16 protein-coding genes are annotated in these 15,440 nt (G+C 60.7%); 5 read left to right on the forward strand and 11 right to left on the reverse strand.

Annotated features, from left to right (window positions below):
* Positions 1–2 precede the first annotated feature (2 nt).
* From JFX23_RS00815 to JFX23_RS00825, 3 genes are all read right to left on the reverse strand, one after another.
* On the reverse strand, positions 3–1,442 hold the full coding sequence (locus JFX23_RS00815; RefSeq protein WP_198775041.1) for a class II 3-deoxy-7-phosphoheptulonate synthase: 1,440 nt from the start codon (positions 1,440–1,442) through the stop codon (positions 3–5).
* Positions 1,439–2,656 carry a pyrophosphate--fructose-6-phosphate 1-phosphotransferase gene (locus JFX23_RS00820; RefSeq protein WP_198775043.1) on the reverse strand — a complete coding sequence of 406 codons (1,218 nt, stop codon included), beginning with the start codon at positions 2,654–2,656 and terminating at the stop codon, positions 1,439–1,441. The genes JFX23_RS00815 and JFX23_RS00820 overlap by 4 nt, the downstream gene beginning before the upstream one ends.
* A 123-nt stretch (positions 2,657–2,779) precedes the next feature.
* A complete protein-coding gene (locus JFX23_RS00825; protein WP_198775045.1) occupies positions 2,780–3,598 on the reverse strand; it encodes a lysophospholipid acyltransferase family protein in 819 nt (272 codons plus the stop codon).
* Between the two features lie 48 nt (positions 3,599–3,646).
* Here JFX23_RS00825 and JFX23_RS00830 point away from each other — a divergent pair, with 48 nt between their 5' ends.
* Entirely contained in the window at positions 3,647–4,507 is an 861-nt protein-coding gene (locus tag JFX23_RS00830) for a 3'-5' exonuclease (RefSeq protein WP_051057865.1), read from the forward strand.
* Positions 4,508–4,662: 155 nt separating this feature from the next.
* Here JFX23_RS00830 and JFX23_RS00835 read toward each other — a convergent pair whose 3' ends face one another.
* From JFX23_RS00835 to JFX23_RS00855, 5 genes are all read right to left on the reverse strand, one after another.
* Positions 4,663–5,055 (reverse strand): response regulator transcription factor, encoded by a 393-nt coding sequence (locus JFX23_RS00835; RefSeq protein WP_040314149.1) that lies wholly within the window; start codon positions 5,053–5,055, stop codon positions 4,663–4,665.
* 112 nt (positions 5,056–5,167) lie between these two features.
* On the reverse strand, positions 5,168–6,136 hold the full coding sequence (locus tag JFX23_RS00840; RefSeq protein ID WP_005964147.1) for an FKBP-type peptidyl-prolyl cis-trans isomerase: 969 nt from the start codon (positions 6,134–6,136) through the stop codon (positions 5,168–5,170).
* 4 nt (positions 6,137–6,140) lie between these two features.
* Positions 6,141–6,494, reverse strand: a complete 354-nt coding sequence (gene erpA / locus JFX23_RS00845) for an iron-sulfur cluster insertion protein ErpA (RefSeq protein WP_040314324.1) — start codon at positions 6,492–6,494, stop codon at positions 6,141–6,143.
* A 151-nt stretch (positions 6,495–6,645) separates the two neighbouring features.
* Positions 6,646–7,626 carry a glycerate kinase gene (locus JFX23_RS00850; protein ID WP_005964153.1) on the reverse strand — a complete coding sequence of 327 codons (981 nt, stop codon included), beginning with the start codon at positions 7,624–7,626 and terminating at the stop codon, positions 6,646–6,648.
* Positions 7,623–8,996, reverse strand: coding sequence for a M20/M25/M40 family metallo-hydrolase (locus tag JFX23_RS00855; RefSeq protein ID WP_198775047.1), 1,374 nt, complete (start codon positions 8,994–8,996; stop codon positions 7,623–7,625). Before JFX23_RS00855 ends, JFX23_RS00850 begins: the two co-directional genes overlap by 4 nt.
* Before the next feature lie 93 nt (positions 8,997–9,089).
* On the opposite strand from JFX23_RS00855, the gene JFX23_RS00860 reads away from it, so the two are divergent.
* The 4 genes from JFX23_RS00860 to JFX23_RS00875 all read left to right on the forward strand — a co-directional run bounded on the left by JFX23_RS00860 (position 9,090) and on the right by JFX23_RS00875 (position 12,293).
* Positions 9,090–9,680 (forward strand): DUF3043 domain-containing protein, encoded by a 591-nt coding sequence (locus JFX23_RS00860; protein ID WP_276670050.1) that lies wholly within the window; start codon positions 9,090–9,092, stop codon positions 9,678–9,680.
* A gap of 169 nt (positions 9,681–9,849) precedes the next feature.
* On the forward strand, positions 9,850–10,353 hold the full coding sequence (locus tag JFX23_RS00865; protein ID WP_198775055.1) for a hypothetical protein: 504 nt from the start codon (positions 9,850–9,852) through the stop codon (positions 10,351–10,353).
* Between the two features lie 18 nt (positions 10,354–10,371).
* Positions 10,372–11,430 (forward strand): quinone-dependent dihydroorotate dehydrogenase, encoded by a 1,059-nt coding sequence (locus JFX23_RS00870; RefSeq protein WP_198775062.1) that lies wholly within the window; start codon positions 10,372–10,374, stop codon positions 11,428–11,430.
* Positions 11,427–12,293 carry a TrmH family RNA methyltransferase gene (locus JFX23_RS00875; protein WP_198775065.1) on the forward strand — a complete coding sequence of 289 codons (867 nt, stop codon included), beginning with the start codon at positions 11,427–11,429 and terminating at the stop codon, positions 12,291–12,293. The genes JFX23_RS00870 and JFX23_RS00875 overlap by 4 nt, the downstream gene beginning before the upstream one ends.
* A gap of 68 nt (positions 12,294–12,361) precedes the next feature.
* On the opposite strand, the gene JFX23_RS00880 is transcribed toward JFX23_RS00875, so the two are convergent.
* From JFX23_RS00880 to glf, 3 genes are all read right to left on the reverse strand, one after another.
* Entirely contained in the window at positions 12,362–12,523 is a 162-nt protein-coding gene (locus JFX23_RS00880) for a methionine/alanine import family NSS transporter small subunit (protein ID WP_198775068.1), read from the reverse strand.
* Entirely contained in the window at positions 12,520–14,106 is a 1,587-nt protein-coding gene (locus JFX23_RS00885) for a sodium-dependent transporter (RefSeq protein ID WP_005964172.1), read from the reverse strand. The genes JFX23_RS00880 and JFX23_RS00885 overlap by 4 nt, the downstream gene beginning before the upstream one ends.
* Before the next feature lie 182 nt (positions 14,107–14,288).
* Positions 14,289–15,428, reverse strand: coding sequence for a UDP-galactopyranose mutase (glf, locus tag JFX23_RS00890; RefSeq protein ID WP_198775071.1), 1,140 nt, complete (start codon positions 15,426–15,428; stop codon positions 14,289–14,291).
* Between the last annotated feature and the right edge of the window lie 12 nt (positions 15,429–15,440).

Raw genomic sequence — 15,440 nt, forward strand, 5'->3', positions numbered from 1 at the left:
TTTCAGGCCTCCTCGACCTTTCCACGACGCAGATATTCGGCAACCTGGAAAGCCATCTCCAAGGACTGCTGATGGTTCAAACGCGGATCAACAACAGTCTCGTAGCGTTTCGCCAGCTCTTCTTCATCAAGCTCTTCCGAGCCCCCGACGACCTCGGTCACATCATCTCCGGTCAGCTCGACGTGGATGCCTCCGGGCACTGTACCGACCTCATCATGAGATTCGAAGAAGCCCCCGACCTCGTCCATGATCGTTTCGAAACGACGAGTCTTGTAACCGTTCGAGGAGGTGATCGTATTGCCGTGCATCGGATCGGTCATCCAGGTCACCGAACGGCCATCGGCTTTCGCGGCTTCGAGAAGGGGCGGAAGGGCCTCTCGGATCTTCGCCGCGCCCATCCTCGTAATGAAGGTCAGGCGCCCTTCCTCCCCGTCCGGATTCAAACGCTCCACGAGGCCGAGCATTTGTTCGACTGTGGTCGTCGGACCAAGTTTCACGCCGATCGGGTTACGGACCGAACGCAAAAGTTCAATGTGGGCGCCCTCGAGGTCACGAGTTCGCTCCCCCACCCACAAGAAATGCCCCGAGGTGTCGTAGGCGAGGCCCGTGCGCGAATCGATGCGAGTCATCGCCGACTCGTATTCGAGCAGGAGGGCCTCGTGGGAGGAATACAGGTCCACTTCGCGCAGGGAATCGAAGTCCGCGCCCGCGGCCTGCATGAACAGGACAGCCCGGTGGATCTCCTCAGCGAGAGACTCATAGCGCGAATACGCAGGGTTTTGCGTAAAACCACGATTCCAATGGTGAACGAGGCGCAGATCCGCGTAGCCGCCCTTCGTGAAGGCCCGAATGAGGTTAAGGGTCGAAGAGGCGTGATGGTATGTCTCCAAGAGCCGACCCGGATCCGGGATCCTCGCCTCGGGCGTGAACTCGAAGGAGTTGACTGCATCGCCCCTGTAGGAGGGAAGAGTCACTCCACCGCGAGTCTCAAGATCCTTCGAGCGGGGCTTGGCATATTGACCGGCGATCCGCCCGATCTTCACGACTGGCAGGGACGCCCCGTAGGTCAAGACGACGGCCATCTGCAAAAGGGTTTGGATCTTTAAACGCAGGTGATCTGCGGTCGCCTCCGCGAAGGTCTCCGCGCAATCACCGCCGGTCAGGACGAAAGCTTCTCCTCGTCCGGCAGCGCCCAACCAAACGCGCAAGTCGTCGACCTCGCCTGCGAAAACGAGGGGCGGTTGGCGCCTGAGAACCGCCGTCACATCGCGCAAGGCCTCATCATCAGGGTAATTGGGCTGTTGGAGAGCCTCATGCGCGCGCCACGAATCCCAAGGGGCCTGTGTACCCGACTTGGGGGACCAGAGCTGCTCTGGGTCGCGGCGGTCAGGATCTGAAGAGAACCTGGAACCGCCGCGACCGGGCTTGACGGGAATCGTCACTTCGCTGCAGGCTTCACGTCCTGGCCGATCTCGGCCATCATCTCGGTGAACCACTTCTTCGTGATGTCGAAGGGCTTTCCACCGGCGATGCGCGGGAAGGGGATCGCGCGCAGGCGGTCGCCGTTCTCCTCGTCATGACCGATGACGCCAGACTCGCCGCGCAATGCGCACTCGACGGCAAGATCCGTCATCGACTTGATGAGACGAAGATCATCAGCGTTCGCACGCGAGGAGCGCGAGAAGTAACCGGACTTTTGGACCATGACCTTCTCGGCCTCGATCTTGGAGGCGAACTGCTTGGCGAACCACTGGCCGGGGTTGATGGTGTCGAGCTTGACATGGCCGAAGGGGTCACGCTGGACCTCGACGCCCGCAGCTTCCATCTCGGCAATGATCTCCGGGACGCCCGCACCTTCCGAGAGGAAGATATTGACATTACCCTGCTCGTCCATGATCTTCTTCAAACGAGCGGCCTCAGCCTCAATATCGAGCGCCATCTCGGGAAGGAAGACGGCGTGGATGTCCCAGCGTTCCTTCGACAGTCCAATCGAGGGAACCCATTCCTGGGTCTTGAGCCACTCGTGGTATTCCCTCGAACCTGCGGCGGTCAGCCACCCGCAATTGCGGCCCATGATCTCGTGAATGATGAGCATGCGCGGATTCGAGCGGTGCTCGCCGATGACGTTCTGCGCATACTCGGAGACCTCTTCAGCGGCAGTCCAGGCGCCCAGAGACTGACGGATCGGCACGACGTCGTTGTCGATTGTCTTGGGCAGGCCGACGACGGTGAGGTGGTAGTCGTGCTCTTCAAGGTAGGCGGCCAGGTCCGCTGCGGTGGTGTTGGTGTCGTCTCCACCGATGGTGTGAAGGACATCAACGCCATCCTTGCGCAGCTGTTCGGCGGCCTTCTCCAGAGGGTTCTCGCCCTCGGCAACGAGTCCGCGCTCCACGAGATTCTTCGCGTTAGTAAGTTTGACGCGAGAGTTGCCGATCGGAGAACCTCCGAAGCGGTGGAGGACGGCGGCTCGGGCGCGGGCCTCTTCATCGACGACAACGAAGTTGCTGGTCAGGAGACCGTGGTAGCCATTCTGGTACGCGATGATCTCGATCTCGGGATCGATCTCGTTGTAGCGCTCAATAAGACCTCCGACAGCGGAGGACAGGCAGGGGGCGAAGCCACCGGCGGTGAGCAGTGCGACGCGGCGAACCGACATTGATGACACCTTTCAGTGTGGGTTTCGTGCGACCGGACGATCAACACGCGACGCGAACAGTCTACCTGGACGCGCCTTCAAAACACGTGGCCGCAGGTCCTGTGTAGGGGCAGAAAACCTGGGTCAGGACTGAGCGGGATCCGCTGATTCGAGGGGCTCTTCGGGCTGGTCTTCCGGCCTCGTTGGCACCTCAACGATGGGGGCGCTTCTTCCGCCAGGAGCGGGACGCCCATTCGAGGGGACGGGCCCGTCGAACTTGCCTTCTTCGGCGAGTTTCGCCTTCACATCGGCGGCATAGGCGTCCACGTACTCCTGGCCGGACAAGAGCATGAGGTTGTACATGATCTCGTCCGTAATGGCGCGCAGGACGTAGCGGTCCTTGTGCAATCCCTTGTATCGCGAGAAGTCGAGGGGCTGACCGATCACCATTCCGATGTTCGTGCGCGAGGGGATCTTCTGGCCGATCGGCTGGGCGGCGTGAGTGCCGATCATCGCGACCGGGATGACGGGGGCCCCGGAGAGGAGGGCGAGGCGGGCGACACCAGTCTTGCCCCGGTAGAGGCGCCCATCGGGGCTTCGCGTCCCCTCGGGGTAGATCCCGAAGAGTTCTCCGCGTCCGAGCCGGTCAAGGCCCGCCTTCATAGCCCCTTCGGAGGCGCGCCCCCCGGAGCGGTCCACCGGGATCGTGCCGACGGCGCGCATGAACTCTTTGGTGACCCAGCCCTTCACGCCGGTTCCCGTGAAATAGTCCGCTTTGCCCATGAACACGACTTCACGGTCGAGCATCATCGGCAGGAACACGGAGTCCCACACGGCGTTGTGATTGGATGCGAGGATCGCCGCACCTGTGTCGGGGATGTTCTCCTTGCCACGGATCCACGGCTTGTACGCAGCCTTCAAAACTGGACCACCGGTCGCCTTCAATGCTTGATAGAACGCCACTGTTCCTCCACGGAGTCGGAGCCTGGTCGAGGGATTAGAATCCACTGTATGCCCAATTCCGCTCCTGCGCAGTCACAGTCCAGCGGAGGAATCGTTGCATCGGACACTCGTGCGTTCGCTCGTGCACAAGCGCCCAGTCTTGTGGGTGAAGCTCAACGCGCCGACACGATGCTCCTTGAACTGCCCGGACTTGAGCAAAGAATCGAGGATGCGAGTTTCCTCATCGTTGATCTGGAAACCACCGGACTGGGAGCCCGCGCCCGGATCACGGAAATCGGCGCCATTATCGTCAGCGGGGGAAGTATCCGTGACGAGTTCCAATCAATGGTGAACCCCATGCAGGCGATCCCCCCACGAATCACTTCTTTAACGGGCATCACTCAATCCATGGTCGAGGAGGCCGAGACCATTGAACGCGTCCTGCCCAGCTTCCTCACCTGGTCCGGGCTCCTCAGTACAACTCCCCCGCTCCTCGTCGCCCACAACGCAAGCTTCGACTTGGGGTTCTTGAAGCGAGCAGCCCGGCGCTTAGAGATCCCCTGGCCGAAAAGCGGGGTTGTCGATACTTTGGCTCTTGCGCGTCTGGCTCTGCCCCGCCCCCTGGTGTCCAACCACAAGCTCTCGACCCTCGTCTCACATTTCAAGGTCGATCCGGGACATGCCCACCGGGCCCTCGCCGATGCCCGCGCCACCTGGCACGTCCTGGAGGCTTTGGTCCAACTCATGCAGCCCAATGGGATGAGCTCGGTCAGTGATCTGCTGAAGTATGCACGGCCCCTGCCCCGCGGCCGCTATCCGCACACCCCCTCAGGCTCCATTCCTCAGCCTTTCTCCCGCTCGCAGCCCACTGAACGCAGTCCCGAGCGCGAAAACTCAGCAGTCCCGCGCGCGAAAACTCATAAGTCCTGAGCGCGAAAACCCAAAAGTAGTAGCACCCAGGGGCGCATGAAAGGTGCCCTCAAGGCGCTGCCTGTGTATTTCCTTCTCGCCGCAGTACCCTGTGCGCGCTGATCGAAGCTCCTCACACGCCTTGAAGGGGCGCTGCTCAGTGATCGAGGAGAGGCTCAGTCGGCATTCTCCAAGAGTTGCGCGATCGTTTCTTGAAGGACGAGGGGATCGAGAGGATCGGGAATAGCGGCTGCGCCTCCAGCCCAGCTCGCCAGCCAATCGTCTTGCTGACGCGCCGTGAGAAACACGATCGGAGGAACATCCTCCATCGTATTCTTCAGTTCCTGCGCGAGGGACATTCCGCCTTCTTTTTGAGTTTCAGCATCGAGGACGAGGAGCGCGAAGTCGTGTGATTCAACGAGTTCTTTCGCGCCAAAAGGAGTGGCGGCTTCAGACCATTCGATCAGCGCAGAGTTCTTCGAGGCGCGACGCCCGACACCGGTAATGACGGCGTGACGCTTGGTGGCATCGCCGCTGAAAACGAGGACGCGAACGGTATTCTCACTCACTGATGTGCACTCCTGTGATCTGGACCTATCGGACAGGTCGACAACCGTGCCCATTGTACGCGTGTGCGGGCGCTCACCACTGACGGTGAACGCCCGCACTGCACGAGACACTTCAGTTGACTGTGAGAATCCCGACGATGTCCAAGACGATGAGGGTGGGAATCGCACCCTGCTGCTCATTCGCTCCTGCGCCGAGAACAAAGACGAGCCTGGAGCCGACGGACTGTCCAACAAGATCCGCTTGCATCGCATTAATGAGCTGAGGCTTCAACGCCCACGAGGAGTTGATCTGCTCATTCGAGCCAAAAGGGCCACCTACCGCGCGATACAGGACGTAATCGCCCTCGACAATGGTCTGACCCGCGCCCTGGACGAGCAGGGTGCGGCTATTTCCGCTCGGTGCGCTCGCTCCCTGGGCGAAGGACACTGTCGGTTCCGCGCCAGGCTCGCCCTCGACGGTCACTCCCTCGGGAAGTGCTTCGCCGGTCGGGGTTCCTTGCGATTGGAGGGATTCGTCAATGGCGACATTCGCCGAAGAGTCGATGACATCAACGACGAAAACGAGGGTTGAGCCCGCAGGGATCTGTCCCGAGGCGCGGTCTCCGTAGCCCCATTGAGCTGGGACGACGATCTCGACACGGTCGCCGACATGCTGCTTTTCCAAAGCGTAGGTCCACCCGGGGATAACCTCTTGGAGGGAGAAGAGCGCTGCTCTTCCGTTCTCGAAGGAGGACTCGATCTTCGTGCCATCCCAGAGCGCGAGCTCATAGTTGACGACGAGGCTATCCACGACGGAAATCTCGGCACCCTCGCCCTGGTGAATCGTTTTCACCGCGACCGTCGAAGGGGCTTGTCCTTGACCTGCAAAGATCTGCGGGTCTTCGCCAAATCCGCCGGTCACATCTGGGAAATTCGCTGTCCCGCTCCGGTCCACCTCGGGGATGGCAGAGCCTTCGGATTGCAGGGAGGACTGGGAGCTTTGCGCATCGGATTGCGCAGTGTTGGTACCGCAGGCCGACAGGCTCGTCGTCAAAGCAAGGACGAGGGCCGCAGCGGCGGCGATCTTCACGCGTGGATTCATCAGCTCAGTGGAAGGATTCTCCGCAGGCGCAGGTGTTTTGCGCATTCGGGTTGTCAATGGTGAACCCCTGACGCTCAATCGAGTCAGCGAAGTCGATCGTCGCCCCATTGAGGTAGGGAACGGACATGCGGTCAACAACGACCTCAACGCCGTCGAAGTCACGGAGGGCATCGCCGTCGAGGAGGCGATCATCGAAGTAGAGCTGGTAGATCAAGCCGGAGCAGCCGCCGGGCTGAACGGCGATGCGCAGGCGCAGATCGTCACGGCCCTCCTGAGCAAGAAGGCTCTTGACCTTCGCAGCTGCGACCTCGGTGATGAGGACCTCGTGCGAGGGTGCTTCGATACCGGTGTCGGACATGATGCTCCAATCGATTTCGACTTCACTCTTTCGGTGTCCCACCCTACGTGCCTCACCAATTCGATGCCATGTCGCAAGCGGAGATGAGATGCCCGCGTGATCGAGTCCACGTCTCACTCGAAGGTCAAGAGCTGTGATCAGTGCCCAGCTCTCAGCGCCCCCAGGTCTGGGCGATGCGGACCCCCGCTTGGAACAGGCTGAGTTTTCCTTCGGTGATGAACTGCCCATTGAGTCCCCATTGTGCGCGCTCATGTGCTGATAATGAGGACTCTTCTCCGATTGCGACGACCGGCAAGGCATGCTGCGCGGCAGCATCGCAGATCACGTCGAGGAAGGAATCGGACAGATTCGGCGAGTGCAGCTTCGCTTCGAATACGACGACGAGGTCCGCATCCGCAATGCGCTCATCCAAGCGGAGGAGGGTGCGCAAGAAGAGGCCCGTATCGATGATCCTGCCTCCGATGGCGTGAACCATCGCACCGACTCCCCCACCGGCCCCCGATCCGGGGATTCTTCCAGCCCCCCTCGACTGGGTCCTTGAGTCCAGAAGAGGAAGGCTTTTCTCCTCAGAGCAGGAAAGAAGGCGGGTGAGCAGGGACGTCAATCCCCTGTCCTGCACACTTCGAGCATTGAGCTCAGGATCGACTGCGAGGACGGAGGACAATCCCAGGAGGGGACGGCGAGTGGATGCTGCCGCGATCATGTCGCGCCTTGCAAGGATCTGCCGGGCCGTCGAGAGAGCACGGGGAAGAGTCTGCTCGAGCGTCGAAGAATCCGACACCTCGATTCCGCTCAGACTTGAAATGAACCCGATTCCGCAGTCGAGAGAGTGGGGATGCCCCCCTTCGAGGATGGGGACAAGGCCGAGTTCCAGTGCTTCCCTGGCTTTTCTGCCCGCCCAGGCGCTCCCCTGTTCATCATCGGGAACGACAATCGGGGCATAGCGGGAAGATCCTGGTCCTCTGACAGCTTCTTTGAAAGCCGAGCCGGGTCCGAAGGGGATCAACTCCACTTCCCAGTGCACAGCCGAGGAGAGGAAACCCCTGCCGAACTCTTCTAAAGCGGCAAGCGCCGTCGATGAAGCGGGACTCCCCCCGGACCAATGCCCGGCGATGAGGACTCGGCGTGTCACTGGGACGCGAGGCGAGTCAGGAGCATCGCCTCAGCGAGGATCGCGGCGCGAAGATCGGAAATGCACTGCGATTCGTCCTCGGAGTGGGCGTTCGTCAATGGATCTTCAACACCGGTGACGACGACCTCGGCATCGGGGAAGAGACGCTGGAAGTCGGAGATGAAGGGAATAGAGCCGCCCACGCCGATGTTCACCGAGGGGACGCCCCAGGCTTCACTCAAGACCTCGTGCAAAAGCCCCGTCAGTGCAGAGTTCATGTCGGCCTGGTAGCCGGGGCCGAACTCGTTCGGAGTGACCTCGACCTTCGCCCCGAAAGGAGCATGGGATTCGAGGAACTCCACGAGGCGGTCCATCGCTTCGTGCGGGTCGACGCCGGGAACGACGCGCATGGAGAGTTTGAAGCGCGTGTGTGGGGCGATCGTATTGGACGCCTCAGACACGGGACACGCATCGAAACCGATGACGGAGACGGAGGGCTTGGTCCACACTCGAGCCGCAAGATCCCCCGTGCCGACAAGTTCGACGCCCTCAAGCAGGCCCGCTGCGGCCCGGAACTCTTCCTCAGACCACTCCACATCCGCTTCAAGGGTCCCGCCGAGCCCGGGGATCACGAGATCACCTTTCTCGTCGTACATGGAAGCGATGAGCATTGAGGCGCAGGTGACGGAGTCGAGCATGGGGCCGCCGAACATGCCCGAGTGGACGGCGTGATCCGCGATCGTCACATCGACCGTTGCGACCGAATTGCCTCGCAGGGAGGAGGTCACAGCAGGCTCTCCGGCCTTCCAATTGTCCGAATCGCATACGACGATGACATCGGCTTGCAGTTCTTCCTTGTAGGTCTGAAGGAAAGTCGTGAAAGAGGGGGAGCCGAGTTCTTCTTCGCCTTCAATGAAGACGACGACATTAACGGGCAACTCGTCACCGAGGAAGCGCAGGGCCCCCAAGTGCACTGCGATTCCCGCGCCATCATCGGAAGTGCCGCGCCCGTAAATCCGGTCGCCGCGAACCTCGGCGACGAAAGGATCAGAGGACCAGCGAGAAACATCCCCACACGGTTGGACGTCGTGGTGGGAGTAGAGAAGAACCGTTGGCGCACCCTCGATCTTCTTCGTCCTGGCGACAACTGCGGGCTTGCCTTCGATTCCCTCGGGGGTCGTGACCCGCAAGATCTTCGCGTCCAAGCCCGTGGCAATGAAACGATCGCGCACGTGGAGGGCCGAAGCCTCAAGATCAGCGGCATGGGCCGGGTCGGAGGAGACGGAGGGGATTGCAACGATGTCTCGCAGTTCATCGAGAATGGCCTCGAAGATCCCTTCGAGTCTTGAGTCGAGCAGGTCACGGGTCAATGCAGAAGTGTTGTCGGACATAGGGTCAGAGTAGTGGACTCGAGGTGGCTTCGCTGCGCTCATCGGTTAGCCTTGTGGGGTTGAATGCTGACGAGTGGCACGAGGAGATCCCAGGTGGCTGATACGGACCAGACCCGACAATCCCAGAGGAAGGGGCGTCCGACGCCGACCCGTAAGCAGGCGCAGGCGCGAAACTCCAAGCCCCTCGTCCCCGCTGATCGTAAAGAAGCCAAACGCATTGCCCGCGCCAAACGCGACGCCGCCTTCCAGCGCGAGCAGACTGCTTTGAGGACCGGCGATGAGCGCTACCTCCCCCTGCGCGACAAGGGGCAGGTGCGTCGTTTCATTCGCGATTCGATCGACGCGAGATGGACTCTTTCAGAGTTCCTCTTGCCGGTGATGGTTCTCTTCCTCGTCGCCATGATGGCCGCTTCCCTGGTCCCCTCTTGGCAGGAGACGATCGGCCCCTGGGTCATGGTCTCCGTGACCGGCACCTTGTACGCGCTCTTCGCTGTTTCAATCCTCGAGGGCGTTGTCGTGTGGCAGCGACTCAAGAAGCTGCTCAAGAAGCGTTTCCCGAATGAGGAGATCCCGAAGGGCTCCTGGTACTACTGCTATTCGCGCATGATCATGGCGCGTCGCTGGCGCAGCCCCCGTCCCCTCGTGGCTCGCGGCGAATTCCCCGGTGTGAAGAACAAAGGCTGAGGCCTGTCTCCTCGCCTTTTCTAAGTCCTGTCTCCTCCTCATCTCCTTCCTCTGCCACAGTCTCATGCACAGGTAGCGAGGGCGAGTGGCCCCATCCACAGGGACCATGTCCTCGTCCTCGTTCATAAGGAGCTGATCTGTTCCCATGGTGTCACTGAAAGGAGACACCATGACCCCTTCCGTCACCACCCCTTTGCGTCCTCCGCTGTATTCCACCTACGGGTGGACTGAGCGCCTCGGGATCCTTGATCTTCTCACTCCTTTTTTCCTCTCATGCCCCGACTCCTCTGACTTCGTACGCTTCGAAGGCCTCGGCGCCACAGAGGCCGAGGCCCTCTTGGAGATCATGCCCGCCGATGCTCTCCTCGACCAGCAGAACAACGGTCCTTACCTATGCGAACTGCTGCGCCTCGCGGTCGAAAGACCCGGCGTCACCCTTTCGGGGTACCGTATTGCACCCCCACGCTGGGATGAGCGGATCAGTGTTGACGGGGTTTCGATCCCTCAAGCCCCCGATCTTCCAGAAGCGATCCCCTCTGATCCTCTTGTCTTGTACAAGTGGCCGAAATTGCGTGCCCTACTCGCTTTGAACAGCGCAATGGGCGAACCTGATGAGCTTCTTGCTCTCCCACTCGAAGGCGGTGGCTACGGCTGGTGGATCTGGTGGGACTGAAACGCCTAATCTTGAGTCATGATCCGCGCCGCATACTCCTGGTTGTTCCGCAATCTGATCCGATACTCGGACCCTGAGATGGCCCATCGAGTCGGCCTTGGTCTTATCGCCGCAGCAGGTCGATGTTCACCAAGCCGCGCCCTCATGCGCGCCACCATCGGGCACCTCAATCCGCCAGATCCTGCCCGTGCAGCGCACGCAGGCCTCGTCCGTATCGGCGAGCGCGTCGTTCCCGGACGAGTGGGCCTGGCGGCTGGCATGGACAAGAATGCGCAGGCCGTTCTCGGGCTGAGTGCACTCGGATTCGCTTTCCTTGAAGTCGGCACGATCACACCGAAAGCCCAGCCCGGCAACGATGCTCCCCGATTGTGGCGCCTCATGGAAAGCAATGGCCTGCGCAACCGGATGGGCTTCAACAATGCGGGAGCCAAGGCGGCGGCCGATCATTTGAAGAAGCTGCGCTCGTCGAAAGCCGGTCGCGCCGCAATCGTGGGCGCGAACATCGGCAAGAACAAGGTCACCTCGGAGCAGGATGCTCCCAAGGACTACGAGTACTGTGCGCGTGTGCTCGCCCCGTGGGTGGATTTCGTGGTGGTCAATGTGTCTTCGCCCAACACCCCGGGGCTGCGCAAGCTGCAGTCCCTTGATCATCTGCGTCCCATCCTCGAGGCTGCGCGCCGGGGCTGTGAAGCAGCCGTCAAGCGCCGCATGCCCTTGTTCGTCAAGATTGCACCTGATCTTGCCGACGAGGAGATCTGTCAGATCGTCGAGCTGGCGAAGGAGCTCGACCTCGCTGGCGTTGTGGCAACGAATACGACAATCAACCACGAGCTCGGCGAAGGGGGCGTCTCTGGCGCTCCGCTTCGTGAAAGGGCTCTCGAAGTCGTCAGCCTCGTCGCCTCTCATCTGCGTGACGATCAGATCCTGATCGGCACCGGAGGCGTGTTTGGCGAGTCCGATGCGCGCGCAATGCTCGCCGCAGGTGCAGACCTCGTGGAGGTTTTCACCGCCTTCGTTTTCGAAGGGCCGAGTTGGCCCGGCGAAATGAACCGCGCCCTGTCGAAGGCACACGCGTGATCATTCCCCTTGTGAGTGCCGATCTTTGCGCTGATCCGCGTCTTGCCGACTACACCTCTTTGAAGGATGTGGCGCTGCGTTCCAAGCTCGAACCCGAACGCGGCCTGTACATGGCAGAGTCGACGAATGTCATCATGCGTGCCCTCCAGATCGGGCATTCCCCCCGTTCCTTCCTCATGTCTGAGCGTTGGCTCCCCCAGCTTGCGCCTCTCATTCGAGAAGCGATCGGTGATGAGGACGGGGGTGAGGTGCCGATCTTCACGGCGGATGAGGATGTGTTACGTCAGATCACGGGGTTCCACCTGCACCGGGGAGCCCTCGCCGCCATGCAGCGTCCGCTTTTGCCCACAGTATCCGAACTCCTCGCACGCGCCAGAGGAGGTGAGCCTGCGCGCCGGATCGTGATTTTAGAAGATCTTGTCGATCATACGAACGTCGGAGCGGCCTTCCGTTCCGCTGCAGCACTGGGTGTGGACGCGGTCCTCGTCACCCCGAGTTGTGCTGACCCCCTGTATCGGCGTTCGGTGCGCGTCTCCATGGGAACCGTCTTCCAGGTCCCATGGACTCGCCTGGAGGAATGGCCCACGACGGATGAGCTCCACGAAGCAGGGTTCACCCTCGCAGCCCTTGCCCTCTGCGATGACTCCATCTCCCTTGAGGATTTCGTCGAATCTTCACTGTGCACCGCCCCCGACGCGAAAGTCGCGCTCGTCATGGGGACCGAGGGCGATGGCCTGAACCGTAAAACGATCGCTGCCTGCGATGTGGTCGTGCGAATCCCCATGTCGGGAGGCGTCGATTCTCTCAACGTCGCCGCAGCCTCAGCTGTGGCCTTCTGGGCGACCCGCAAGGTGGGTGCCTGATTCTTCCAAGAGAGTAACGCGGCGGCGGCCAAGGGAAAGAACCCTTGGCCGCCGCCTGTCGATTCATTTCACACAAACAGCCGCGACCGCCACAACATTTGCGAGGACGACTCTTCCTCCTGCGATTCCCAGGTGTTGGGAAGAACCTTGAGGAGAACGGTGGAGGCGACGAGGCCTCCCCACACGAGGATGATCGTCACAACCATCATGAAAACCGCGATTGCACTCACTGCGCTTCTCCTTCCGAAAGTGTCGAGTGGGCCTCGTCCTCGTCAATGATCTGAGCGAGAGCCTCAGGGCTGATGGGACTGTGTTTCCAGGGCAACAGGGTCATGATGATCGAACCAAGGATCACGAAGCCCACCGCTCCCCATCCGAAGATCCACACGAACGTCTGATCGTAATCGCCGTAGCCATCCGCCACGTAGGAGACGATGGCGGAGAAGAGCATGAAGATCAAGACCGCGGGCACAACGATTCCAACGAGAATCTCCCAAGCCTTAGGGACCTTCACTGCGGAGACCGCATTCAAATGCTCACGCAGTCCCTTCAGACGCGGCGCGAAGGCCGCAGCAAGGATCGCCATCATCACTGCCGAAGCGACGACACCAATGTTGTTGATGAAGGTATCGACGATGTCGAGGTTGTTGAGACCGGACTTCGTTCCGAAGAGGGAGACGGAAACAATGCCAGCGGGGATACCAAAGGCCATCGCGGCTTTCACGGGCGACAATCCGAACTTGTCTTGCAGGCCCCCGGAGACGACCTGCAGGAGCGAGAGCAACGAAGTGATGCCGGCGAGGACGAGAGAAGCGAAGAAGAGGACACCGAAGAGAGAGCCTCCCGGCATCATTGAGACGATCTGTGGGAAGGTCACGAAGGACAGGATCGGACCACTCAAGCCCTCAATGTCGGACACGCCAACACCCTGGGTGCTCGCCATGAAACCAAGGGCTGAGAAAACGCCAATACCCGCAAGGATCTCGAAAGATGAATTCGCGAAGCCTGCGACAAGGGCCGTGCCCGTCAGATTCGTCTTCGGCTTGAGGTAGGACGCGTAGGTGAGCATGATGCCAAAACCGACCGACAGAGAGTAGAAGACCTGAGAGAAGGCATTGAGCCACACATGCGGGTCGGAGAGTTCTCCCCATTGCGGGGTGAAGAAAGCATCGAGGCCTTCAACCGCTCCAGGCAGGAACAGTGCGCGGATCACCATGATGAGGAAGAGGGCGACGAGCAGGGGCAAGAAGATCTTGTTCGCCGCCTCAACGCCTTTGGACAGGCCACGTCCGAGGATGAGCAGGACGAAGATCCAGATGAGGGCGAGCGGGATCGCGACTGCAGCGACGGGGCTCCAGGAGAAGGTGTCCCCTGCGGCGACTTGGAGGAAGTCAGAAGTGAAGAACGTCAAAGGATCGTCTCCCCAGGATTGTTTGACTGAGAAGATCGTGTATTGGACGCCCCACGCGATGACGGCGGCGTAGTAGGTGAGGATGACGAAGGACACGAACACCTGGAACCAGCCGATGAACTCGCCTCCGGCTTTGATGCGGCGCAGTGCCCAGGCGGGTGATCCGCGGAACTTATGACCAAGGGCGTAGTCGAGCCACAGCATCGGAATGCCGACGAAGAGGATCGCAACGAGGTAGGGAATCAGGAAGGCGCCTCCACCATTGGTGTAGGCGACGCCAGGGAAACGCCAGATATTGCCCAGGCCGATCGCTGAGCCGATAGCGGCCAGGAGGAAGCCGGTCTGCCCGGTCCACGTGTCCTGGCGCTTCGGCTGTTCGACCGAAACTGTGGTGCTTGACATGGGGTGAACTCCTCTTGAGGGATTTTTCAGTCAGGCTACGCATTGAAGGTAAAGAGGAGGAAAAGCGTCCACCACGTAGACAACACCTCCATATCCCGGCCGCACCTGGGTAGTGGAGGTGGCCCATCCCCGAAGCGAAGGCTCTCGCGAGAAACCTGTCCAGGATCGGGATTGAGCTGAGGTCACCAGGTGGACACGATCTCATCGAAGCGGTTAAGAGCCGATCCGATCGCCATGTGCATATCAAGGTACTTGTAGGAGCCGAGACGCCCACCGAACAGCACCTTGTCCTCCCCCGCCGCCAAATCGCGGTAGGCAGCGAGCATCTCACGGTCAGCGGGCCCGTCCACCGGATAGTAGGGCTCATCCCCGGCCTGGGCGAAGCGCGAGAACTCGCGCATGATGAAGGTGTTCTTCGCCCCCGTTCGTTCGCGCTCAGGGTGAAGATGGGCGAACTCGTGGATGCGGGTGAAGGGAACGGACTCGTCTGAATAGTTCATGACCGAGCATCCTTGAAAATCCGGGGTGTCGACGACCTCGCTTTCAAAGTCCAAGGTCCTCCAGGTCAACGAGCCGAGCTCGTACTTGAAATAGCGATCGAGGGCGCCGGTGTAAACGACGCCCGTCTGGCCGACGATCTTCGACTTGGAGTAGGGGTGCGTCTCGTCGAAAAAGTCGTGGCCGGTGAGGACCTCAATGTTCTCATGGTCGGCGAGGCGCTCGAGCCACGCGGCGTAACCATCGAGGGGCAGTCCTTCGTGGGTATCGCGAAAATAACGGTTATCGTAGGTGAAACGCACCGGGAGTCGCGAAATGATTGAGGCGTTGAGATCCTTCGGATCGGTCTGCCATTGCTTGTGCGTGTAGCCCTTGATGAAAGCCTCGTAGAGGGGACGGCCGATCAGGCTGACCGCTTTCTCCTCGAGGTTGGCGGGCTCTGTGTCACCCAGCTCCGCGGCCTGCTCGGCGATGAGTGCACGCGCCTCGTCCGGAGTGTAAGCGGAGGCGAAGAACTGGTTGATCGTGCCGAGGTTGATCGGCAGAGGGTAGACGACGCCCCCATGATTCGCATAGACGCGATGCTGGTAGGAGTTGAAGGAGGTGAAGCGATTCGCGTACGCCCACACGCGTTCATTCGAGGTGTGGAACAGGTGCGTGCCGTAACGGTGCACCTCGATCCCGGTCTCGGGGTCGATTGAGGACCAAGCGTTGCCGCCGATATGATCGCGCCGTTCGAGGACGGTGACTGCGCGTCCCGCTTCGGCGGCCTGACGTGCGATAGTAAGGCCGAAAAAGCCGGAACCGACGACGATGAGATCCACTTGCGAAGTCCT

This window comes from Schaalia cardiffensis, assembly GCF_016405145.1.
GTDB classification, from domain to species: Bacteria; Actinomycetota; Actinomycetes; order Actinomycetales; family Actinomycetaceae; genus Pauljensenia; species Pauljensenia cardiffensis.